The 23,022-nt window shown below is 64.5% G+C and carries 21 protein-coding genes; 10 read left to right on the forward strand and 11 right to left on the reverse strand.

From position 1 onward, the window contains the following. Positions 1–9: 9 nt before the first annotated feature. A complete protein-coding gene (locus tag BraRD5C2_RS35210) occupies positions 10–603 on the reverse strand; it encodes a cysteine hydrolase family protein (protein WP_223976297.1) in 594 nt (197 codons plus the stop codon). 127 nt (positions 604–730) lie between these two features. On the opposite strand from BraRD5C2_RS35210, the gene BraRD5C2_RS35215 reads away from it, so the two are divergent. Next, the gene (locus tag BraRD5C2_RS35215) at positions 731–1,570 is read left to right on the forward strand and encodes a LysR family transcriptional regulator (protein ID WP_223976299.1); all 840 of its coding nucleotides are present in this window, start codon (positions 731–733) and stop codon (positions 1,568–1,570) included. 74 nt (positions 1,571–1,644) lie between these two features. Here the strand turns inward: BraRD5C2_RS35215 and BraRD5C2_RS35220 are convergent, their stop codons facing one another. Further along, entirely contained in the window at positions 1,645–2,256 is a 612-nt protein-coding gene (locus BraRD5C2_RS35220; protein ID WP_223976302.1) for a TetR family transcriptional regulator, read from the reverse strand. 204 nt (positions 2,257–2,460) lie between these two features. Here BraRD5C2_RS35220 and BraRD5C2_RS35225 point away from each other — a divergent pair, with 204 nt between their 5' ends. Both BraRD5C2_RS35225 and BraRD5C2_RS35230 read left to right on the forward strand, forming a co-directional pair. Then, positions 2,461–3,363: a DUF3313 domain-containing protein gene (locus tag BraRD5C2_RS35225; RefSeq protein WP_223976305.1), complete on the forward strand. Its 903-nt coding sequence runs from the start codon at positions 2,461–2,463 to the stop codon at positions 3,361–3,363. Positions 3,364–3,548: 185 nt separating this feature from the next. Further along, complete coding sequence (locus BraRD5C2_RS35230; RefSeq protein WP_223976308.1) at positions 3,549–6,908, forward strand: adenylate/guanylate cyclase domain-containing protein; 3,360 nt, start codon at positions 3,549–3,551, stop codon at positions 6,906–6,908. Between the two features lie 81 nt (positions 6,909–6,989). Here BraRD5C2_RS35230 and groL read toward each other — a convergent pair whose 3' ends face one another. Both groL and BraRD5C2_RS35240 read right to left on the reverse strand, forming a co-directional pair. Then, positions 6,990–8,630, reverse strand: coding sequence for a chaperonin GroEL (gene groL / locus BraRD5C2_RS35235; protein WP_223976311.1), 1,641 nt, complete (start codon positions 8,628–8,630; stop codon positions 6,990–6,992). A 43-nt stretch (positions 8,631–8,673) separates the two neighbouring features. Beyond that, positions 8,674–8,988, reverse strand: coding sequence for a co-chaperone GroES (locus BraRD5C2_RS35240; protein WP_223976313.1), 315 nt, complete (start codon positions 8,986–8,988; stop codon positions 8,674–8,676). A gap of 380 nt (positions 8,989–9,368) precedes the next feature. On the opposite strand from BraRD5C2_RS35240, the gene BraRD5C2_RS35245 reads away from it, so the two are divergent. Continuing rightward, positions 9,369–9,659: an usg protein gene (locus BraRD5C2_RS35245; RefSeq protein WP_212309910.1), complete on the forward strand. Its 291-nt coding sequence runs from the start codon at positions 9,369–9,371 to the stop codon at positions 9,657–9,659. A 110-nt stretch (positions 9,660–9,769) separates the two neighbouring features. After that, the gene (locus tag BraRD5C2_RS35250) at positions 9,770–10,336 is read left to right on the forward strand and encodes a cupin domain-containing protein (RefSeq protein ID WP_223976316.1); all 567 of its coding nucleotides are present in this window, start codon (positions 9,770–9,772) and stop codon (positions 10,334–10,336) included. Between the two features lie 93 nt (positions 10,337–10,429). Here BraRD5C2_RS35250 and BraRD5C2_RS35255 read toward each other — a convergent pair whose 3' ends face one another. Further along, a complete protein-coding gene (locus BraRD5C2_RS35255) occupies positions 10,430–11,680 on the reverse strand; it encodes a NupC/NupG family nucleoside CNT transporter (RefSeq protein WP_223976319.1) in 1,251 nt (416 codons plus the stop codon). Between the two features lie 114 nt (positions 11,681–11,794). Between BraRD5C2_RS35255 and BraRD5C2_RS35260 the strand changes: the two genes are divergently transcribed. After that, complete coding sequence (locus BraRD5C2_RS35260) at positions 11,795–13,018, forward strand: MFS transporter (RefSeq protein ID WP_223976322.1); 1,224 nt, start codon at positions 11,795–11,797, stop codon at positions 13,016–13,018. A gap of 258 nt (positions 13,019–13,276) precedes the next feature. Here the strand turns inward: BraRD5C2_RS35260 and BraRD5C2_RS35265 are convergent, their stop codons facing one another. Together BraRD5C2_RS35265 and BraRD5C2_RS35270 are read right to left on the reverse strand one after the other, a co-directional pair. Then, positions 13,277–14,038 (reverse strand): SDR family oxidoreductase, encoded by a 762-nt coding sequence (locus tag BraRD5C2_RS35265; RefSeq protein WP_223976325.1) that lies wholly within the window; start codon positions 14,036–14,038, stop codon positions 13,277–13,279. Positions 14,039–14,050: 12 nt separating this feature from the next. Next, positions 14,051–14,812 carry a proteasome-type protease gene (locus tag BraRD5C2_RS35270; RefSeq protein ID WP_050406373.1) on the reverse strand — a complete coding sequence of 254 codons (762 nt, stop codon included), beginning with the start codon at positions 14,810–14,812 and terminating at the stop codon, positions 14,051–14,053. A gap of 271 nt (positions 14,813–15,083) precedes the next feature. On the opposite strand from BraRD5C2_RS35270, the gene BraRD5C2_RS35275 reads away from it, so the two are divergent. After that, on the forward strand, positions 15,084–16,679 hold the full coding sequence (locus BraRD5C2_RS35275; protein ID WP_223976328.1) for an ABC transporter substrate-binding protein: 1,596 nt from the start codon (positions 15,084–15,086) through the stop codon (positions 16,677–16,679). A gap of 160 nt (positions 16,680–16,839) precedes the next feature. On the opposite strand, the gene BraRD5C2_RS35280 is transcribed toward BraRD5C2_RS35275, so the two are convergent. From BraRD5C2_RS35280 to BraRD5C2_RS35295, 4 genes are all read right to left on the reverse strand, one after another. Continuing rightward, positions 16,840–17,250 (reverse strand): carboxymuconolactone decarboxylase family protein, encoded by a 411-nt coding sequence (locus BraRD5C2_RS35280; protein WP_223976330.1) that lies wholly within the window; start codon positions 17,248–17,250, stop codon positions 16,840–16,842. Between the two features lie 198 nt (positions 17,251–17,448). Beyond that, positions 17,449–18,291, reverse strand: a complete 843-nt coding sequence (locus BraRD5C2_RS35285; protein WP_223976331.1) for a transglutaminase family protein — start codon at positions 18,289–18,291, stop codon at positions 17,449–17,451. A gap of 151 nt (positions 18,292–18,442) precedes the next feature. Continuing rightward, the gene (locus BraRD5C2_RS35290; RefSeq protein ID WP_223976334.1) at positions 18,443–19,387 is read right to left on the reverse strand and encodes an alpha-E domain-containing protein; all 945 of its coding nucleotides are present in this window, start codon (positions 19,385–19,387) and stop codon (positions 18,443–18,445) included. A gap of 8 nt (positions 19,388–19,395) precedes the next feature. Beyond that, positions 19,396–20,814 (reverse strand): circularly permuted type 2 ATP-grasp protein, encoded by a 1,419-nt coding sequence (locus tag BraRD5C2_RS35295; RefSeq protein ID WP_223976336.1) that lies wholly within the window; start codon positions 20,812–20,814, stop codon positions 19,396–19,398. A gap of 225 nt (positions 20,815–21,039) precedes the next feature. Here BraRD5C2_RS35295 and BraRD5C2_RS35300 point away from each other — a divergent pair, with 225 nt between their 5' ends. The 3 genes from BraRD5C2_RS35300 (at position 21,040) to BraRD5C2_RS35310 (ending at position 23,020) form a co-directional block, all read left to right on the forward strand. Continuing rightward, positions 21,040–21,792: a competence/damage-inducible protein A gene (locus tag BraRD5C2_RS35300; protein WP_223976339.1), complete on the forward strand. Its 753-nt coding sequence runs from the start codon at positions 21,040–21,042 to the stop codon at positions 21,790–21,792. Between the two features lie 6 nt (positions 21,793–21,798). Further along, complete coding sequence (gene gpt / locus BraRD5C2_RS35305) at positions 21,799–22,326, forward strand: xanthine phosphoribosyltransferase (protein WP_223976341.1); 528 nt, start codon at positions 21,799–21,801, stop codon at positions 22,324–22,326. Positions 22,327–22,396: 70 nt separating this feature from the next. Further along, on the forward strand, positions 22,397–23,020 hold the full coding sequence (locus tag BraRD5C2_RS35310) for a hypothetical protein (RefSeq protein WP_223976344.1): 624 nt from the start codon (positions 22,397–22,399) through the stop codon (positions 23,018–23,020). Positions 23,021–23,022 lie beyond the last annotated feature (2 nt).

Raw genomic sequence — 23,022 nt, forward strand, 5'->3', positions numbered from 1 at the left:
GTGGTGGTCTCAGGCGAGGGCGTTGCCGCGCGCGATGATCGCGAAGCGGTCGGACAGTTCGGCGAGCGCGACGTCGTGAATGAGTTTTGCGGCAATCGTGCCACCGATGCCGTCGGGCAGGTCGCGGGTGGCGCAGCTGTCGGCATCGATGGTGGTGCGGAAGCCGAGGTCGAGGGCGGCGCGGGCGGTCGAACTCACGCACATATGGGTCATGAAGCCGGCGAGCACGAGCTCCTTGCGACCGGTCGCGGCAAGCTGCGCGTTCAGCTCGGTGCCGGCGAAGGCGTTCGGCAATTGCTTCTCGATCACGATCTCGCCGGAACGCGGCTTGAGCGGCGCGACGATCGCGCCCCGCTCCGCGCTGCGATCGAACAGGCTTCCCGGCGCTCCCTTGTGCGCGATGTGGATGATCGCAGCGCCGCTTTCCCGCGCGCGGGCGAGCAATGCGGTGGCGCGCGCAATCGCAGGGTTGGCGTCGGGCAGGGCGAGGGGGCCGGCGAGATATTCGTTCTGGATATCGATCAGCACCAGGCAGCTGTCGCCGAGGCGGGGCGGGGTGAGGTCGATACCGGCAAGCTGCATCAAGGTTTTGGCGGCGGTCATGGTCCTGAGAACTCCGGAGGATGCGTCTTGTGAAAATATAGCCGCGGACCCGCCTGCCGTTATGCAGGAATATGCAGCCGGTGGCTGCGTTATTGCAGGCGAGCCTGAGGCGATGTAGCCTGACGCCATGAACTGGGACGACCTTCGCATCATCGCGGCCGTCAGGGACGAGGGCACCTATGCCGGCGCCAGCGCGCGGCTGCGCATTGACGAGACCACCGTCGGGCGCAGGCTGGCGCGGATCGAGCGCGCGCTGGGGCTGCGTTTGTTCGAGGCCGCCGACGGCGTCCGCAAGCCGACCCGGCAGTGCGACGTGGTGCTCGCGCACGTCCAGGCGATGGCCGCGCATGCCGAGGAAATCGGTCGGATCGGCGAGAGCCTGCCCGGGCCCGTCGGGCGGCTGCGCATCGCTTCCACCAACGCGATCGCGGAGGAAGTGCTGGCGCCGCGCACCAGCGAATTGCTGCGTGCCAATCCGGGCCTCACGCTGCAATTCCTGACCTCGAGCGACAACGTCAAGTTCTCGCGCTGGGAGGCCGATCTGGCGATCCGCCTGCGCAAGCCCGACAAGGGCGATTTTGCGATCTCGAAGCTCGCCGAAGTCAGGCTGTATTTCTTCGAGCCGGTCGCGACGTCAGCGGGAGAGGCGGTGGCGTGTGCCTATCCCGATGAGCTCGGCGGGATTCCGGAAATGCAGTTCCTGCGCGCGAAGCGGCTTCGTGCGCGCTGCGTGACCGACAATGTTCGGATCATCCGTAGACTGATCCAGTCGCATCAGGCGGTCGGCGTGCTGCCGGAGCATAGCTGCGTGGACCTGATGACGGATCGCCGTTTGCGCGCCACGCTGCTGCCGAGGCGGCGCGACGTCTGGCTTCTGGTGCAAAGCCATCTCAAGCGCGATGCGGCGACGCGCGTCACCATCGACTGGCTGCGCGCCTGCTTCCAGGATGTCGCGCGCAGCGAGTGAGGTGGCGACGGGGAGACGGATTTACCCTCCGTCATTCCGGGCTCGCGCCAGAGGCGCGCCCCGGAATGACGAGATCAAATCGCCGCTTTCAGATTGGCGAAGGCGTCCTGGACATATTTGGTGAGCTGGCGCTTGCCGCCTTGCTCGAGCCAGGTGTCGACGGCGATGCGCAGTGCGCCGCTCGCGGCCATCGCGACGAGGCGGAGGCGGTCGCGGCGGTCCTTGCCCGGCCACAATTCGCACAGCGTCTCGTAGACGACCTGCTCCCGATGCTGGTCGCTCCGATGCTTGCGGGAGCTCAGCACTTCGCTCTCGCGGATCAGGCGCGAAATCGCAACCGTCCGCGACGTCTGGAAGCGGGCGCACACATCCAGCAAGGCCTCGCGGACGATGTCGATCGGCGCGCCGGCCGCGGCATGGTCACGGATCGATGCCCTGAGCGCGTCATCATAGCCGGCGATGTGGGCGAGCAGGATGTCGTCCTTGCTCCTGAAATAGTAGAAGAAGGTCCTGCGCGAGATGCCGGCCGCCGCCGCGATCTCATCCAGCGTCGTCGCATCAAAGCCGTTGGCCAGAAACAGCTCCATGCCGACATCGGCGATGCGTTGCAGCGTCTCGCGGCGATTTCGCTCGCGCAGGCCTTCGGCTTTTGCAGGCGTCGGGGTTTTCGTCAATGTCTCGGGCATCGGCCGCTCTTCTCATGAATTGGTCGTCACGACAAAATCGCTTTGTGGCTTCAGGTTCGCGTGGCCATCGGCGTCAACGCGCGAAGCGGCGCGGTTGGATGCGCGTCATCCGGTCGCAGCCCGCGGTCGCGGCCATAAAACCGCCCAACACAATAATTACACCAAGTGTAATAATTACACCAAGTGTAAGTCAGTGGGGCCCCAATGACAACCTGCTCGCGCGTAGGCCGGATCAAGCTGATTCCGGCGGCAGATGGATTCGTGCGCAAGCGCGGGGCACTCTTTCGCGGCTGGGCGGCGGCGAACCTGCTCGGTCTTTTGGTCTCGGGCTGCGCGACGGCGACGCTGGATCAGGCCGGTTCACTCCGCTCCTACGACAATATGGAGCAATCGGACGGGATGTTGACCCGTTCGAAGCTGCGGGTGAGCAAGGACGAGGTGCTGGCAGCGAAGACGATCAGGATCGTGCCCACCGTGTTCTCCGACGGAACGTCGGTGCCCTTCACGGCCGTACAGCGCAGGCTCGTCACCAATGCCGCCGACCGCGCATTGTGTGCGGGCCTGAGCGAACGCTTCTACGTGGTTGCGTCGGAGCCGGCCGACCTGACCGTTCACGCCGTCATCACGCATGTGGTGCCGACCGATCCGACCGCGGTCGGCGTCTCCAAGGGGGTGTCGGTGGCGAAGACGATTCTGCTGCCCGGCGTGCCGGTGCCCGTTCCGCGCATTCCAGTGGGGCTCGGCAGCCTGTCGCTTGAAGCCGAGGCGCGCGATCCGGCCGGACAGCAGAAGGCGGCGATGGTTTGGGGCCGTGCGGCGAGTGCCTTCGACAACGGGCGGATGTCGGAGGAGGGGGATGCATACGGCCTTGCGGCATCGTTCGGCGGCGATTTCAGCCAGATGCTGGTCACCGGCGTGACGCCGTTCGGCGGCGTGCCATCGATGCCCTCGATGCAGAGGCTGGGCTTCCTGCTCGGCGGCGCGCCGAAATATCCGGCCTGCGAAGCGTTCGGACGCGCACCGGGTCTCGTCGGCATGGTCGGCGACAGCGCCGGCGTGCCGCCGGACTGGACCGACAAGGGACCGGTTGCGGCGAAGGTGGAGTGAGGCGGCCGGCACGCGTACGAATGTTCGCGTGCACACGGCTGTAACGGGGCACCGCCGTGGCACAATTCGCGTATCCTGCTCTGCGCGGACTTGCCGCAAAACAGAAGGTGCCAGCACAGACAGATTGCGATAACGTCTGTTTGCCGTGGTCCATTCGGCCAGCCGTCAACCCGTCGGTGGCGCCAATGCAGCAGATTGCGGAATGGCTCGAGAAGCTTGGGCTTGGGCAATACGCGCTGCGTTTTGCCGAGAACGGCATCGATGCTGGCGTTCTTCCCGAATTGACGGATGAAGACTTCGACAGGCTCGGAGTCCTGCTCGGCCATCGCCGCAAGATGCTGCGCGCCATCGCCGATTTCAATCAGGCCGAACTGATCGCCGCGCCGGTTTCATCGCACGATGCCGAGCGACGCCATCTCACCGTGATGTTTTGCGACCTGGTCGGTTCGACGGCGTTGTCGGCTCGTCTCGATCCCGAGGACATGTGGGAAGTGATCCGCGCCTATCGTGCGGCCTGTGCGCGGGTAATCGCGACATATGATGGCGTTGTTGCCAGATTTATCGGCGACGGGATCCTCGCATATTTCGGCTACCCGCGTGCGCATGAAGACGATGCGGAGCGCGCAGTGCGCGCCGGGCTCGACGTCATCGCCGCGATCGGCAAGCTCGAGACCCGAGCTGACGAGGGGGTCGCGGTGCGGATCGCAATTGCGAGCGGGCTCGTCGTGGTCGGCGACCTCGTCTCCGGCGGTGCTTCGGAGGAGCAGGCGCTCGTCGGCGATGCGCCGAACGTCGCCGCGCGGCTGCAGAGTCTGGCGGAGCCGGGCGTGGTCGTCGTTGCCTCCTCGACACGCCGGCTGCTCGGCAATCTGTTCACGCTTCGCAACCTCGGTCGTCGCGAGGTCAAGGGTATCTCCGAGCCGATCGCGGTGTGGGCTGTCGAGGGCGAGCCGGCTTCGGAAAGCCGCTTCGAGGCCGTGCGGACCGCGCGCTCGATCGGCTTCGTCGGCCGCAAGGCGGAGATCGAATTCGCGCTGTCACGTCAGCAACTGGCGTGGCAGGGCCAGGGCCAGGCGGTGCTGATATCGGGCGAAGCGGGGATCGGAAAATCGCGCATCGTTGCGATGCTCTCCGACTGCCTCGCGTCCGGGACGCACCGCCGTGTGCGGTATCAATGTTCGCCCTATCATACCAATAGCGCGCTGCATCCCTTCGTCGCCCAGCTCGAGCGTGCCGCCGGCATCCGCGTGGAAGACGTGCCGGAGCAGAAGCTGGACAAGCTCGAGGCCATGCTGGCGCTCGGGACGCAGCATGTGCCCAGCGTGACACCGCTGATCGCGGCGCTGCTGTCGATCCCGACCGGTGACCGCTATCCGCCGCTCGGCCTGAGCCCGGCGCAGCAGCGGCGGCAGACCTTCGCAGCGCTGCTCGACCAGCTCGAGGGCCTTGCCCGGCAGCAGCCGGTGCTTGTCGTCTGCGAAGACATGCATTGGGCCGATGCCACGTCGCTCGAGCTGCTCGACCTCGCGGTCGACCGGATCAGGGGACTGCCGATCCTCATGCTGATGACGTTCAGGCCCGAGTTCGAACCGCCGTGGGCGGGGCTTGCCAATGTCAGTCTGCTGCGGCTGGACCGGCTCGACCGGCAGGACACCCGCGCCCTGATCGAGCAGGTGACTGTCGGCCGGTTGCTGCCCGACGAGATGATGACACAAATCATCGAGCGGACGGACGGTGTCCCGCTGTTCGTCGAGGAGCTGACCAAGATGGTCATGGAGTCGGGGCTGCTCGCCAAGAATGCCGGACGCTACCGCCTCGACAATCCGCTGCCACCGCTGGCGATCCCGGCGACGCTGCAGGACTCGCTAATGGCCCGCCTCGACCGACTGGCGCCGGTCAAGGAGGTGGCGCAGATCGGCGCAGCGATCGGCCGTGAGTTCTCATACGCGCTGCTACGCAGCGTGGCCGGTCGCGATGATCTGACGCTTGCCGCGGCGCTCGCCCAGCTCGAGGAGGCGGAGTTGCTGTTGCGTCGGGGCACGCCGCCGGATGCGAGCTACAGCTTTAGGCACGCATTGGTCCAGGAAGCGGCTTACGAGAGCTTGCTCAAGAGCCGCCGGCAATTGCTCCACAAGCAGATCGGCGATGTGCTGCGCGCCAAATTTGCCGAGATCGCCGAGATCGAGCCGGAAGTCGTTGCGTATCATTTCACCGAGGCAGGGCTCGGCCAGATTGCGCTGGCGTGGTGGCGAAAGGCCGGTCAGCAGGCGTTGAAGCGCTCGGCCTATTGCGAGGCGATCGCACATCTCGGCAAGGCGGTCGCCATCGCCGATGAATTGCCCGACGAGCCGGGTCGGATGATCGGCCGGCTGCATCTGCAAATCGCCTACGGTCGCGCGCTGCGCGGCAGTCTTGGGCACAGCGCGCCCGAGACGGTGGCCGCCTGGACGCGCGCCCGGCGGTTCGCCTCTGACATTGACGATCCAATCGAACTGGCGCCGATCCAGTCGGGCCTCTTCAACGCCTGCCTAACCCACGGTGAGCTCGCGCCGATGCGGGAGTTGGCGGAGGCGATCATGGGCGCGGCGGAACGGCATCCGGAATCGCCGGTGGCGACGATCGTCGCGGGCTGGACCAGCGGGGTGACTTGCTGGTTTGCGGGCGACTATCTGAATGCAGGCATCCATCTCGAGAAGGCGTTCGCTGCCTATGCGAGCGAGCCGAATCCGGCAACGTTCAAGGCATCGACGCTCGATCTGCCGTTCGTCATCATGAGATTCCTGGCGCTCGTGCTTTGGCCTCGCGGCGAGATCGATCGAGCCCGGCAGCTCGCGGGCGCAGCGGTGAGCGTCTCCGGGGAACAGCGTGCGCTCGCGCGCGCCAATGCGCTGGTTCACAAGGCCGTCTTCGACGGGCTGTGCGGCAGCCGGTTGCGGCAGACCGAGACGATCCTTGCCCTCGGACTGGCGCAGGATCACACCATGCCGCTGTATGTCGCCGCCGGCACTTATCTCAATGGTTTGGCGAAGTGGCGTGCCGGCGACCTGGCGGCAGGTCTCGCGGAAATGCAGCGCGGCTGGACATTGCTTCACGAGAACGACTGCTACCTCTGTGATCCCTTCTGGGGACTGCAGATCGCGGTTGCGAATGCGGAGGCGGGGCATGTCGAGGCGGGGCTCGACATTATCAACGAGCTGATCGACGCAACGGAGCAGTCCGGGCAGCACTGGCTCGATGCCGAGCTGTACCGCGTGTTGGGCGAGCTGCGGTCGCGTCGCGACACGCCCGACGTTTCCGGCGCCGAGGATGCTTTCCACCGCGCTATCGAGATCGCGCGAAGGCAGCAGACGAAGACTTTCGAACTGCGCAGCGCGCTTGGAATCGCACGGCTGTATACCGGCAATGGCCGGACGGATGCGGTGCCGGAGGTGCTTGCGCCGGTGCGCGCATGCTTCGATGCCGGGCAGGATCTCGCCGAGATCCGCGATGCCGACGAACTGCTCCGCCAGCTGGATCGGCCGACGCGTCACTCCCGTGCGTCCTGACGGACGACGGTGGAGGCAAACAAAAACCCCGGCATTTCTGCCGGGGTTTTGCATTTCGTAAATTGCCTTGAGTGGCTGGACTTAGAAGTCCATGCCGCCCATGCCGCCGCCCGGAGGCATCGCGGGGCCGCCGGCGTTCTTCTTCGGCAGCTCGGCAACCATCGCTTCCGTGGTGATCAAGAGCGCGGCAACCGAGGCAGCGTTCTGGATCGCGGTACGGACGACCTTGGTCGGGTCGATGATGCCCTTCTTGACGAGGTCGGCATAGTCGCCGGTCTGGGAGTCGAAGCCGTAATTGTAGGCCTTGTTCTCCAGGATCTTGCCGACGATGACCGAACCGTCTTCACCGGCGTTGATCGCGATCTGGCGAGCGGGGGAGGAGAGCGCCTTGCGCACGATCTCGACGCCGGTCTTCTGGTCGTCGTTCTTGGTGCGCAGGCCCTTGAGCTGCTCGGAAGCACGGAGCAGGGCGACGCCGCCGCCCGGGACGATGCCTTCCTCGACAGCCGCGCGGGTCGCATGCATCGCGTCATCAACGCGATCCTTGCGCTCCTTCACCTCGACTTCGGTCGCGCCGCCGACGCGGATCACCGCGACGCCGCCTGCGAGCTTGGCAAGACGCTCCTGCAGCTTCTCACGGTCGTAGTCCGAGGTGGTCTCCTCGATCTGCGCCTTGATCTGGGCAACGCGGGCGTCGATGTCGGCCTTCTTGCCGGCGCCGTTGACGATCGTGGTGTTTTCCTTGTCGATCATCACCTTCTTGGCGCGACCGAGCATCTGCAGCGTGACGTTCTCGAGCTTGATGCCGAGGTCTTCCGAGATGGCCTGGCCGCCGGTCAGGATCGCGATGTCCTGCAGCATGGCCTTGCGGCGATCGCCGAAGCCCGGAGCCTTGACGGCCGCGACCTTCAGGCCGCCACGCAGGCGGTTGACGACGAGGGTGGCAAGCGCTTCGCCTTCGACGTCTTCAGCGACGATCACCAGCGGCTTGCCGGTCTGCACCACGGCCTCGAGCAGCGGCAGCAGCTCGTTCAGCGAGGAGAGCTTCTTCTCGTTGATGAGGATGTAGGCGTCGTCCATCTCAACGCGCATCTTGTCGGCGTTGGTGACGAAGTAGGGCGAGATGTAGCCGCGATCGAACTGCATGCCCTCGACGACGTCGAGTTCGGTCTCGAGCGACTTGGCTTCCTCGACCGTGATCACGCCCTCGTTGCCGACCTTCTTCATGGCGTCGGCGAGGAACTTGCCGATCTCGGCATCGCCGTTAGCCGAAATGGTGCCGACCTGGGCGATCTCCTCGTTCGAGGTGACCTTCTTCGAGTTCTTCTGGAGGTCCGCAACGACGGCTTCGACCGCGAGGTCGATACCGCGCTTCAGGTCCATCGGGTTCATGCCGGCGGCAACCGACTTGGCGCCTTCACGCACGATCGCCTGGGCGAGCACGGTGGCGGTGGTGGTGCCGTCGCCGGCCGCGTCAGCGGACTTGGAGGCGACTTCGCGCACCATCTGGGCGCCCATGTTTTCGAACTTGTCCTCGAGCTCGATCTCCTTGGCGACGGTGACGCCGTCCTTGGTGATGCGGGGAGCGCCGAACGACTTCTCGAGCACGACGTTGCGGCCCTTCGGGCCGAGGGTGACCTTCACCGCATTGGCGAGGATGTCGACGCCGCGCAGCATCTTGTCGCGCGCATCGACGGAGAATTTGACTTCTTTAGCTGCCATCTGAATTTTTCCTTGAGAGGTTTACCTGGGAGGGAAGAGGCGCTTAGGCCGCCTTCTTCTTGGAAGCGGGGACGTCGAGCACGCCCATGATGTCGCTTTCCTTCATGATCAGCAGGTCTTCACCGTCGATCTTGACCTCGGTGCCGGACCACTTGCCGAACAGGACGCGGTCGCCGACCTTGAGGTCGATCGGGATCAGCTTGCCAGCTTCGTCGCGGCCGCCCGGGCCGACGGCGGTCACTTCGCCCTGCGAGGGCTTTTCCTTGGCACTGTCCGGAATGATGATGCCGCCAGCAGACTTCTCTTCGGCGTCGATACGCTTGACCACGACGCGGTCGTGAAGCGGACGGAATTTCATGCAGTCCTCCTAAACGTTTGCGGATTCTGTAGATTTTTGGAGTTTTAGCAGTCCAGTCCGGCGAGTGCCAGACTGGTTGAGCAGGAGATAGGCCAAGCCTTGGCGGCGGGCAAGTGGCTCTAGCAGAAAAATTGGCACTCGCGAATGACGGCTGCCAGCTTCATTTCGGCATCCTTAATGCCGCCAGCGGGCCCTTTCGGCGCTATTAGCAGATGCGGTAAGCTGCTGCTAACGCAAGAAATTTCAACAACCTATTAAACATTTAGGCTTGAGATGGGGCAGTCGCGTGCGTCACATTTGTATCATGTGAGCGCATCCATTGCCGGTGGTCCGGCGGGGGTCGGCCGCCATGTGAATGCGCTCCGTCACAGGAGGTTGGCATGGTCTCGCGAGTTGGTGGGGTTGTTTCCGACGATTTCCGGAAGCAGTTGCTGGGGTATGGACTGACGACGGCGCAAATCCTGTATCGGATGCCGGACCATCCCTCGTTGCTGCAAACCTATGTCTGGCAGAACTACGACCTGTTTCCGAAATTTCCGGCGCTGCGCGATTTCCTCGCCTTCTGGGAGGAAAAGCTCGAGGGCCCGCTGTTCTCGGTGACGGTGGCGCATTCCAAGCTGGTCAAGCCGGCCGAACTGCGCGCCGTCGACGGAGTGTTCCGGCTGCATTGATCCGCAAAGCGGGCAAGGCAAGGGGGCAAGGCGCAGCATGCGCCTTTGCCCACCTCGTGCGGCGCGACTTGTGTTAGCCTTCATCAGTCACAAAAAGACGGAGGCGAACAATGGCCAAGAAGACGGCATCTAGATCCGCAGCCAAGACCGCGGTGAAGAAGAAATGGTCGGGGCTTGGCGCCGGCGCCAAGAAATCATCCGCGAAATCTTCCGCGCGCAAGACCATCAAGTCCAAGGGCCGCGTCACCGCGGCCAAGAAGAGCGCGCCGAAAGCGACAAGCAAGGCGGGGCCGAAGCAGCGCGTCGCCGTCAGCCATCACCGCGAAGAGGATTTCAAGGCCGACGGGCTGCGCACCTACGCCAAGTACCGCGACCTCGGCATATCAGCAGCCTCCCATGGCCTGGCGCAGGCGCATGTCATCCGGCTGCAGGGACCGTGCAATCCGGACGAAGTGTCGAAGCTGCACTTCCACGACGTCGAATTCCAGATGGTCTACGTGCTCAAGGGCTGGGTGAAGACGTACATGGAAGGCGAAGGCGAGACGCTGATGAAAGAGGGCAGCGCCTGGACCCAGCCGCCGCGCATCCGGCACATGATCCTGGACTACTCCGACGACGTCGAACTGCTGGAAGTGATCCTGCCGGCCGAGTTCAAGACGGTGGAGCTGAAGGCGTAGGACACTGTTGTCATTCCGGGGCGCGAAGCGAACCCGGAATCTCGAGATTCCGGGTCTGGTCCTTCGGACCATCCCGGAATGACGGGGGAAACGTTACGTCATCATCCCCACGATCGCGCCCATGAGGCAGGTCGTCAGCGTGCCCGAGACGACCGATTTCAGCCCGAGCGCATTGATCTCGTCGCGCCGCCCGGGCGCCATGATGCCGAGGCCGCCGATCATGATGCCAAGGCTCGCGAAGTTGGCAAAACCGCACATCGCGTAGAGCATGATCAGCCGCGAGCGTGGATCGAGCGCGTCGGGGCCGAGCTTCGACAGGTCGACATAGGCGATCAGCTCGTTCAGCACGGTCTTGGTGCCCATCAGGCTTCCCGCCGTGATCGCCTGCGGCCACGGCAGGCCCATCAGCCAGCACACCGGCGCCATCACGTAGCCGAGCAGCCGTTGCAGCGAAATCTTCGCGCCGCCGATCTCGGGCAGCAGGCCGATGATCGCGTTCGCGAGATACACCAGCGCCACCAGCACCAAGAGCATCGCGATGATGTTCATCAGCAGCTCGAGCCCGGCGGCGGTGCCCTTGACGATCGCGTCCATCGTCGAAGACACCTGAACATCGGGATCGTCGAGCGACCCGCCGGTGCGCTTGTCCGACGTTTCCGGCACCATGATCAGGCTGACCAGAATCGCGGCCGGCGCGCCAAGCACCGAGGCGATGACGAAATGCGCGGCGGAATCGGGGATCAGCGGCGCCAGCAGCGTCGCGTACAGCACCAGCACGGTGCCGGCGATCCCGGCCATGCCGCCGGTCATCACCAGAAACAATTCGCTGCGGGTGAGCTGCGCCAGATAGGGGCGGATGAAGAGCGGCGCCTCGACCATGCCGAGGAAGATGTTGGCCGCGGTCGAGAGCCCGACCGCGCCGCCGACGCCGAGCGTGCGCTCGAGGATCCAGGCCATGCCGCGCACCACCGGCGGCAGCACACGCCAATAGAACAACAGCGTGGTCAGCACGCTCATGACCAGCACGATCGGCAGCGCCTGGAAGGCGAGGATGAAATCCGAGCCCGGCGCCTTGGGATCGAACGGCGCCGGGCCGCCGCCGACATAACCGAACACGAAGGCGGTGCCGGCGCGCGTCGCAGCCGCGATGGTGCCGACGGCATCGTTGATCGCGCCGAAGGCCTGCGTCACCAGCGGCACCTTGATCAGCACCAGCGCGGTGACGACGGTGACGACAAGCCCGATTGCGGCCTGCCGCAGCGACACCTTCAAGCGATTCTCGCTCAACGCCCAGGCGATCACCAGCAACGCCACCACGCCGAACGCCGATTGCAATTGTAACATCACGCCCCCAAGAACCTTCGTGGATTATGGCAGGGGCCTCGCGCAGCGCAATGCTGTTGCGCGTTGATCCCGAATCCATTGACAAGTTGCAGGGGCTCAGCCACGCAATCATGCATGTCCTCCGTCACGCCGGCCGGCGCCCGCGATCTGCTCGGTCACAGACCGTTCCTGTTCTTCTTGTCGTCGCGCAGCCTGTCGCGCTTCTCCAGCCAGATCGGCGCGGTGGCGATCGGCTGGCAGATCTATGATCTGACCGGCAGCGCGTTCGACCTCGGCATGGTCGGTCTGGTCCAGTTCCTGCCGACGGCGCTGCTGGTGTTCGTCGCCGGTCACGCTGCCGACCGCTTCGAGCGCAAGCGCGTGGTGCAGGCCTGCCAGGTGGCGGAAGCGCTGACCGCATTGTTTCTCGCCGGAAGCACATTCGCCGGCACCATCTCCGAGATCCAGATCTTCGCTGCAACCTTCGTGCTCGGCATAGCCGGCGCGTTCGAGAGCCCGGCGACTGCCGCGCTGTTGCCGCTGATCGCGCCGCAAGGCGCGCTGCAGCGGGCGACCGCGATCTCGAGCGGCGCGGCGCAGGTCGCGACCATCACCGGACCTGCGCTGGGCGGCTTCGCCTACGCGCTGATGCCGAGCGCGCCCTACGGCATCATGATGGTGTTCTGGCTGTTCGGCGCGGTGCTGACCGGCGGCATCGGCCGGCTGCAGCGGGCGGCGGCGAAGAACGGCGAGGTGTCGGATGACCTGTATGCCGGCGTCACCTTCGTTCGCAGCAATCCGGCGATCCTCGGCACCATCTCGCTCGATCTGTTCGCGGTGTTGTTCGGCGGCGTCACCGCGCTGCTGCCGATCTACGCGCGCGACATCCTGCAAACCGGCCCGCTCGGCCTCGGCATCCTGCGTGCCGCGCCCGCGGTCGGTGCGCTCTTGATGACCATGGTGCTGGCGCGGCACACCATCAACCGCCGCGTCGGCATGCGGATGTTCCAGTCGGTGATCGTGTTCGGCGTGGCGACGGTGGTGTTCGCGCTGTCGCACTGGATGTGGCTGTCGGCGCTGGCGCTCGCGGTGCTCGGCGCTGCCGATACGATCAGCGTCGTGATCCGCTTCTCGCTGGTGCAGCTCGCTACCCCCGACGAGATGCGCGGTCGCGTCGGCGCGGTGAACTTCCTGTTCATCAACGCGTCGAACCAGCTCGGCCAGTTCGAGAGCGGCGTCACCGCGGCGCTGCTCGGCGCCGTGCCGTCGGCCGTGCTCGGCGGCGTTGCGACGATCGCCGTCGCGCTGCTCTGGATGAAGCTGTTCCCGACGCTACGGGATGTCGAGAAGCTGGAGTAGGTTTTTCCGCCCGTCATTGCGAGCGAAGCGAAGCAATCCATCTTGCCACATGCGGAGGCATGGATTGCTTCGCTTCGCTCGCAATGACGGCGCGCAATTTCGGAATAATGGAAAAATACGACTGAGTTGCCCGACGTGTCAAGTTGCCGTGCCGTACTCCGGCGGCCGCAGGCTACTTTGCATGGGGTTGTTTTCGATATTTTGGCAGTGCCCCTGGGACGGCATGGCCGGGACAAGCCCGGCCAGGCCGCCGAGAGATCAGCCCCGTCCCACGAACGGCATCTTGGTCGCCATGACCGTCATGAACAGCACGTTGGCGTCGAGCGGCAGGCCGGCCATGTAGGCGACGGCGTCGCCGACCGCCTTGGCGTCCATGCGCGGTTCGTGCTTGGTGGTGCCGTCCGGCTGCAGCACGCCGGGGCCGTTGACCATGCGGTCGGTCATCGGGGTCGCGGCGTTGCCGATATCGACCTGGCCGACTGCGATGTCATACATGCGGCCGTCGAGGTTGGAGGCTTTGGTCAGGCCGGTGATGGCGTGCTTGGTCGAGGTGTAGGCCGCCGAGAACGGCCGCGGTGCATGCGCCGAGATCGAGCCGTTGTTGATGATGCGGCCGCCGCGCGGCGTCTGGTCCTTCATGATGCGGAAGGCATGCTGGGTGCACAGGAACGGGGCGGTGAGGTTAGTATTGACCACGGCCTGCCACTGTTCGAGCGGCAGATCCTCGAAGTTCACCGGCGGCGCGCCCATGCCGGCATTGTTGAAGAGAACGTCGAGCCGGCCATAGGTCGCCTTCACCTTGTCGAACAGCGCGGCGATCGCAGCCGGATTGGCCATGTCGGCGGTGACGCACAGGCTCTTGCCGGCGGGGCCGAGCTTGCTGGTCTCTTCCAGCATCTCCAGGCGGCGCCCGACGAGCACCACGGTGTAACCCTTGTCCATCAAAGCGAGCGATGCTGCGCGGCCGACGCCGGTGCCGGCGCCGGTGACGAGCGCGATCTTGCTGGTTGCTTCGGTCATCCGAGTTTCCTCTTACTTGGTTTTTGCTTCGGTTTCGTTCTTGTAGGGTGGACGTGGAATGTTCTGGTGTGCCGCCCGCAGCGCCGCCGACCAGCGCGAGCGCAGATCGTGGAAATAGGGCTCGCCGGCCTCGATGCGGTGATTGAGATCGGCCTCGCAGGCATCAGTGCGCACCACCAGCACGTCGATCGGCAGGCCGACGCCGAGATTGGAGCGCATCGTCGAATCCATCGAGATCAGACCTGTCTTGAGCGCCTCGTAGAGCTCGACGTCGTAATGCATGGCGCGGTCGAGCACCGGCTTGCCGTATTTGTGCTCGCCGATCTGCAAATAGGGCGTGTCCGTGGTGCATTCGATGAAGTTGCCGGCGGTGTAGACCATGAACAGGCGCATCCGCGAGCCCTTGATCTGGCCGCCGAACAGGAACGAGACGTCGAAGGAGATATCTTCGGAACGCAGCGCATCGCCCTCGGTCGCATGCACCGACCGGATGGCGCGGCCGATCCGCTGCGCCGCCTGGAACATGGTCGGCGCATTCATCAGCGTCTCGAGCTCGCCGGTGTGCGGGTCTTCCATGCCCTCGGTCAGGGTCGACAGCACCGACTGGCTGATCGCGAGATTCCCCGCGCTGGCGATCGCCATGATGCGGTCGCCGGGCTTTTCGAAGATGTGCAGCTTGCGGAAGGTCGAGACGTTGTCGAGGCCGGCATTGGTGCGGGTATCGGCGATCATGACGAGGCCGTCGCGCACCAGAATTCCGCAGCAATAGGTCATTTACAGCCCTCAAACGGTCCGAGTTTCTCGGCGCCAAACGTGTAGCCAATTTCGAGGTCGCATCCAACCCCAATTCCCCGTGACGGGACATACGAGGGGGCCGGCGACGGTCCGTGTCAGGACCCGTCCTGAAATCGCGGTTCGTGCCCCGGCCTTGTTCTGCGTGGCACGCAGCCGGCAATGATCGGCGCCTCGTCTCATTGCGAGGCACCTGGCGTTGTGGTCGACTGCCTGCAATCGACAAGAACAACAAGAATTCCGGGAGGCGAGAATGTCGTTCAAGCTGGCCATGTTCATCATGGCATTGGGTACAGCCGTGATGGCTGCGAGCCCTGCATCGGCCCAGAAGAAGGGCGGCACCTTGCGGCTCTATCACAACGACAACCCGCCCTCGACCTCGCTGCTCGAGGAATCCACCATCGCCTCGGTGATGCCGTTCGCGGCGGTCTTCAACAATCTCGTGGTGTTCGACCCGGCCAAGGTGCATGAAAGCATCGACACCGTGATCCCTGACCTTGCCGAGAGCTGGTCGTGGGATTCCACCAACACCAAACTCACCTTCAAGCTGCATCACGGCGTGAAGTGGCATGACGGCCAGCCGTTCACGGCCAAGGACGTGCAGTGCACCTGGCGAATGCTGATCGGCAAGAGCGAGACACAGGACTTCAAGCGCAATCCGCGCAAGGTCTGGTATTCGAAGCTCAAGGACGTCAGCGTCAATGGCGACGATGAAGCGACCTTCGAGCTGACCGAGCCGCAGCCCGGCCTGCTGGCGCTGCTCGCCAGCGCGTTCTCGGTGGTCTATCCCTGCCACGTGCCGCAGCAGGTGATGCGCACCAAGCCGATCGGCACCGGGCCGTTCAAATTCGTCGAATTCCGGCGCGGCGATTCGATCCGCCTCGTCCGCAACCCGGATTACTTCAAGAAGGACCGGCCGTATCTCGACGAGATCACGGTGCGCTCGATCGACAGCCGCGCCACGCGCATGCTGGCGTTTGCGACCGGCGACTATGACATCACCTTTCCATCCGACGTCAGCATTCCCCTGATGAAGGACGTCAAGGCGCGCGCGCCGAACGCGATCTGCGAGATGACCTCGACCAATCTGCAGATCAATCTCTTGGTCAACCGCGTCAATCCGCCATTCGACAATCCGGAGATCCGCAAGGCGATGTCGCTGGCGCTGGATCGCCAGGCCTTCAACAGCATCCTGTTCGAAGGCACCGGACGGCTCGGCGGCGCGATGCAGGCCAAGCCGGAGGGCGAGTGGGGCATGCCGCCGGAGATCCTGTCGACGCTGATGGGCTACGGCGCAGATACCGGGAAGAACCTCGCGGATGCGCAGGCGATCATGCAGAAGCTCGGCTACAGCGACGCCAAGCCGCTGTCGATCAAGATCCAGACCCGCAATCTGCCGACCTATCGCGATCCGGCGGTGATCCTCGCCGACCAGCTCAAGAAGATCTACATCGTCGCCGAGCTCGATATCCTCGACACACCGCGCTGGTACTCGCGGCTGCAACGCAAGGATTACACGATCGGCCTCAATGTCACCGGCGTCAGCGTCGACGATCCCGACGGCAATCTAGTCGAGAACTATTCGTGCAACTCGGAGCGCAACTATACCCAGTATTGCAATGCCGAGGTCGATAGATTGCTGGCTGCGCAGTCGCGCGAGGTCGACAAGGACAAGCGCCGCAATATCGTGTTCGACATCGAGCGCCTGTTGGTCGACGACGCGGCGCGGCCGGTGATCCTGCACTCATCGGCCGGCAATTGCTGGCAGCCTTACGTGAAGAACTTTCGTCCGCACGACAACAGCCAGTACAACAATCTGCGCTTCGAGGATGTCTGGCTGGACAAGTGACCGCGATATAGCGGTCATTCCGGGGCGCGCTTAGCGCGAACCTCAGATGCGCAATTGCGCATCGGGGAATCTCGATCAACAATCTCGGGATTCCGGGTTCGATGCTTTGCATCACCTCGGAATGACAGGATGAGGGTAGGCAAAGCAAAGCGTGTCGAACCTACGTATCCGCCGCCCCGACCAGAAACGCCTCGTCCACCGGCACGCCGAGCGCGGTGACCAGCCGGTTGGTTTCGGCGGCCATGCCGACGATCGCCAGCATCTCTTGATATTCGGCCTCGGTCATGCCCTTGGCGCGGGCGCTCGCGGTGTGCGAATGGATGCAGTAGCTGCAGCCATGCGCCACCGAGACCGCAACGTAGAGCATCTCCTTGACCTTCGGATCGAGCGCGCCCGGCGCCATCACCTCCTTGATGCTCTCCCAGGTCCGCCGCAGCGTCTTCGGATCATGCGCGAGCGCGCGCCAGAAATTGTTGATGAAGTCCGAGTTCCGCGTCTTACGGATGTCGTCGAAGACGGCGCGGGCCTCAGTCGAGAGTTCGTCGTCGGAGAGCAGTTTTACGGTTGCCATGGTTTCTCTCGCTGATCCGGTTTGCAGCAGCGATCATATCACGGCCGAACCGTTGTCGACTTGACCGCTCTCACCATCGTCATTCCGGGGCTCGCGAAGCGAGAGCCCGGAATCCATCGCGCCACCGTTGCGCGGACGAACGGATTCCGGGTTCGCGCCAAAAGGTGCGCCCCGGAATGACGGGGAGAGAGTGGGGTCCTACGACTGCGACTGGCTCTGCCACTGCCCGGGGCGGCCGGCAAGGTCGACCTTGACCGCGACCGACAGGGTCTCATTGCCGCCGCCATAGCGGGTGCCGCGGACCGGGGCAGCGCCGAGATAGTCGAGGCCGATCGCGACGCGGGCATGGGCGTCGGTGGTGCAGATGCCGTTGGCGGCGTCGAAGCCGATCCAGCCGAGATCGGGCACGAAGGCCTCGGCCCAGGCGTGGCCGGCCTGCTGGTTGACCATGCCGTCGGAGCGCAGGAAGTGGCCGGAGACGAACCGCGCTGGAACGCCGCCGGCGCGGGCGCAGGCGATCAGGATGTGCGCGTAGTCCTGGCAGACGCCGCGCTTCAGCGCGAACGCCTCGGAGGCCGAGGTGGCACTGTTGGTCGGGTCCTCGTCGAAGGTCATGTGCTCGTAGATCTGCACCATCAGCGCGTGCAGGAAACCGAGCACGTCGCTAGCTGCTTCCGCGCGCAGCTCGCGCACGAAACTCGTCATCGCCGGGTTGAGGTCAGTCAGCGCCGTGGGGCGCAGGAACAGGCTCGGCGGAAACCGCTCGTCGCTGCCTTTCAGCACGCCGCCGGTGTCCTGGGTTTCGACCAGGCCCTCGCAATGGATCGTCAGGTCGGTGATCGAACCATGCGTCAGCACATGGGTGACGTTGCCGAACGCGTCCTCATGGATGTCGAGCCGGGAATCGGTCGAGACGTCAATCTGCCAGTCGGCCACATACTGGCCGTCATGGCTGCCCGGCGTCATCCGCAGAATCTGGATCACGCCCGAGGCCGCCGGCTCGTAGCGATAAGTGGTCGTGTGGGCTATCCGCAGGCGCATGGCTCAACCGGAGTTCAGTCGGTCTTCTGGGCAGGAACGTCATGCCCGGGCACCCACGTCTTTCTCCCTAATCGGCCGCGAAAGCAAGACATGGGTGACCGGGATCGGCCCGGTCATGACGACATTTTGAGCACTTTATCCGCCGCGGAGGTCAGATCAAATATTGCTTGGTGACGATCTCACCCAGCCGCGAATTGTCCGCGAGGAATTCCTGGATGAATTCGTGCACACCGTGCTGGAAGATATCGTCCATATGGCTGTGCTCGAGCCGGTTCCTGATGCCGCGGGCGTGGCGCTGGGCGGCGCCCTGGCGGCCGTAGGCGACGCCGATCTGGTCTAGATTGCGCACCAGGTTGCTGTAGCAGCTGGCGAGCGACCGCGGCAGCGTGTCGTTGAGGATCAGGAGGTCGGCGATCAGCCAGGGTTTCAGGGTTTCCCGGTACACCCAGTGATAGGCGGTCGTCGCCGACACCGAGCGCAGGATCGAGGTCCACTGGTAGTAATCCAGCGGGCCGCCGACATGCTCCTCCTCGGGCAGCAGCATGTGATACTTCACATCGAGAATGCGGGCGGTGTTGTCGGCGCGCTCGAGATGCACGCCGAGCCGCGAGAACCAGTAGGCGTCGTTGCGCAGCATGGTGCGGTAGGCCGAGCCGTCGAAGCGCAGCGAGGTCTCCTGCACGAAGCGCAGGAATTTTGCCAGCTCCTCGCGGTTGGCGGGACCCTTGTTCCAGACCGCCTGCAATTCGATCCACGACGAATTGATGGTGTCCCACATCTCCGACGTCAGCGCGGTGCGCACCGAACGCGAATTGAGCCGCGCAGATTCGATGCAGTTCTTGATCGAGGAGGGATTTTCCGACGAGAAGGACAGATACTCGACGACGTTTCGCTCGTTGGCTTCTTCGTAATGGTCGTAGAAGGCCGCGCCGACGCCGGCGGTGAGCAGCGCGGAGTCCCACTCATTGGTCTTGCCGATATAGGCCGCGGGCAGCGCGGTGACGCGCAGCGTGGCGTCGATCGTGCGCGCGAGATACTCGGCGCGTTCGACATAACGAGCCAGCCAGAACAGGTTTTCAGCGGTGCGCGACAGCATGCTTTCAACTACTCGCTCAGTATCCAGGTGTCTTTGGTGCCGCCGCCCTGGCTCGAATTGACCACGAGCGAGCCTTCTTTCAGCGCCACCCGCGTCAGCCCGCCGGGCACGATGGTGGTGTGGCTGGAGCCGGTCAGCACGAACGGGCGGAGGTCGACATGGCGCGGCGCCAGGCCCTTGTCCGTGCAGGTCGGGCAGGTCGACAGCGCCAGCGTCGGCTGCGCGATGAAGCCCTCCGGCTCGCGCTTGAGCTTGTCGCGGAACGCCTCGATGGTCGCCTTGGTGGCGGCGGGACCGATCAGCATGCCGTAGCCGCCCGAACCGTGCACCTCCTTGACGACGAGGTCGGCGAGGTTGTCGAGCACGTAGGACAGATCCTGCGCCTCGCGGCAGCGCCAGGTCTGCACGTTCTTCAGGATCGGCTCCTCGCTGAGGTAGAACTTCACGATGTCGGGCATGTAGGAATAGATCGCCTTGTCGTCGGCGATGCCGGTGCCGACCGCATTGGCGAGCGTGATGTTGCCGGCCGCATAGGCCGACATCAGCCCGGGGACGCCGAGCGCGGAATCCGGACGGAAGGTGAGGGGATCGAGGAAGTCGTCATCGACGCGGCGGTAGATCACGTCGACTCGCTTCAGCCCCTCGGTGGTGCGCATGAACACCTCGTCGTTCTTGACGATGAGGTCGCGCCCCTCGACCAGCTCGATGCCGAGCTTGTCGGCGAGGAAGGAGTGCTCGTAGTACGCCGAGTTGTAGACGCCGGGCGTCATCAGCGCGACCGTTGGCTCGGCCGAGGCGCTGTGCGGCGCCACCGAGCGCAGCGCCGACAGCAGCTCGTCCGGATAGCGTTCCACCGGCGCGACGCGGTGACGCGAAAACAGGTCCGGAAACAGCCGCATCATGATCTCGCGGTTTTCCAGCATGTAGGAGACGCCGGACGGCGTCCGCGCATTGTCCTCCAGCACGATGAAGTTGTCCGGATCGGTGCGGATGATGTCGATGCCGGCGATGTGGACGTAGATGTCGTGCGGCACGTCCTGGCCGTTCATCTCCGGCCGGAACACCGGGTTCTGGAAGATCAGGTCTTCGGGGATGATGTTGGCGCGCAGAATGTCGCGGCCGTGGTAGATGTCCTTGAGGAACATGTTGAGCGCGAGCACGCGCTGCTTGAGGCCCTTCTCCAGCAGCGTCCATTCGGTCGCGGACATGATGCGCGGGATGACGTCGAACGGGATCAGCCGTTCCTGGGCCTCGGAATCGCCGTAGACCGCGAAGGTGATGCCGATCCGGCGGAACAGCAGCTCCGCTTCCTGGCGCCGATATTCGAGCGCATCCGGCGGCGTCTCCTTGAGCCAGCGGGACAGCTCCTGGTAGGCCGGGCGAAGATCCTCGCCGAGGCCGTTCATCTCATCGAACGCGACTGCCATATATCCCGACTGCCCTCCCAAGCCATGTGACACAGTGCATGACTTGATGGGATGGTAGCAAGGGGCGGGCCAGCGCGATATGCATTGGCTCGTGGCATTTGCTAGGGGGAGGCGGAAGGCCTGCCCGAAAAACCGGCTGAGGTCTGCTTAATTCGGCGGCAAAACCCCGTGACATCAAGGCATTGGATCGGCAATGTCAGGGGATCAAGTTAAGGGAATGAGACCATGAGCGAGATCGTCACGGCGGGGATATTGGTGATCGGCGACGAGATCCTGTCCGGCCGGACCAAGGACAAGAACATCGGCTTCATCGCCGAATACCTGACCAATATCGGCATCGACCTGAAGGAGGTCCGCGTCGTCGCCGACGACGAGGCTGACATCGTGTCCGCCCTTGATGCGCTGCGGCATAGGTACAATTACGTGTTCACCACCGGCGGCATCGGGCCGACCCATGACGACATCACCGCCGACAGCGTGGCGAAGGCGTTCGGGGTCGAGATCCACCATCATCCTGACGTGGTGGCGCGGTTCAGGGAGCGTTGGACCGAGCAGGACCTCAACGAGGCGCGGCTGCGGATGGCCCGTGTGCCCGATGGCGCCGAGCTGATCCAGAGCGCGACCATCCTGGCGCCGGGCTTCAAGCTCGGCAACGTCATCGTGATGGCCGGCATCCCCACCATCATGCAGGCGATGATGGACATCGTGGCGCCGACCCTGAAATCCGGCGTGCGGATGCTGTCGGACTCGGTCCGCGCCGACGCAAGGGAAGGCGACATCGGCGGCCCGCTGCGGGCGATCGCGGAAGCCAATCCCGACACCATCATCGGCAGCTATCCGTTCCAGGACGAGAACCAGAAGCCGAACACCAATCTGGTGGTCCGCTCGCGCGATCCGGAGAAGCTCGCCGCGGCGATGGCCGCGGTGAAGGAGATGCTGAAGCAGGTGCAGGCCGCGCAGAAGAAGCCGGCGGGTTGAGGCGACATGGTTGAACGAGATTCTGAACCGAGTGCACAGGATCGGGCCGGCAGGCCGTTCCCGGTTTCGTGGGATCAATTCCACCGGGACTGTCGGGCGCTGACGTGGCGGCTCAACGAAGTCGGCCCGTTTCATGCTGTCATCGCGATCACCCGCGGCGGACTGGTGCCGGCGGCGATCGTGGCGCGCGAGCTCGGCTTGCGGGTGATCGATACCGTCTGCGTCGCCAGCTACGACCACGACAAGCAGGGCGACTTGAAGGTGCTCAAGGGCATTTCGGAGCAGACCGCCAAGCTCGGCGGCGGCACCGGCAAGGGGCTCTTGATCGTCGACGACCTCGTCGATACCGGCAAGACCGGCAGGCTGGTGCGCGAACTGCTTCCGGACGCGCATTTCGCAACCGTCTATGCCAAGCCGAAGGGCCGCCCGCTGGTCGACACCTACATTACCGAGGTGTCGCAGGACACCTGGATCTTCTTTCCCTGGGACACCGCGCTGTCGTTCCAGCCGCCGATCAGGGATGGGGCGGCGTGACGTCGCCGTCATTCCGGGTTCGATGCTTTGCATCGCCCCGGAATGACAGCGGTGAGTGATCGGAATCGACATGCCCCTGCAAAACCGCGTCACCCCCACCGGCGACATTGTCGCGACCGACCATCGCGGCACCTTCACCGGCAATCGCGGCATCATCCACGATCCGGCGACGCGGACGCTGTTGAACAAGCGCTGGTCGAGCCCGGCCTGGCTTACCTGCGTCTGCGAGTTCAGGGGACGGCGACGCAAGGTGATGACCCGGCAGAGCTGGACCGAGCTGTTCTTCCTCGATGAAGCGACCGCATTCGCGGCCGGGCACCGGCCCTGCTTCTACTGCCGCCGCGACGACGCCAAGCGGTTTCGCAGCCGCTGGGAGGAAGGTAACGGCACCAGCGATCTCAGCGCCAAGGCGATGGATGCGGTGCTGCATGCCGAGCGGCTCGACCGCGGCAAGAAGCGGCTGCATCCGTTGCCGATGCCGATTGACGAATTGCCAAGCGGGACGATGGTGCGGGCGAACGGGGAAAGCTATCTCGTCGCCGGTGGCAAGACCTTGCGCTGGTCGTTCGCCGGTTACGAGCGGGCCGACGTGGCCGCTCCCGCCATCCTGCTGACGCCGCCGTCGACCGTCCGTGCGTTTCAGGCCGGCTACCGGCCGGTGCTGCATCCGAGCGCGGCGGCTGTTTTGGTCTGAGC

It is taken from the genome of Bradyrhizobium sp. RD5-C2, from assembly GCF_019972155.1.
Taxonomy (GTDB): domain Bacteria; phylum Pseudomonadota; class Alphaproteobacteria; order Rhizobiales; family Xanthobacteraceae; genus Bradyrhizobium.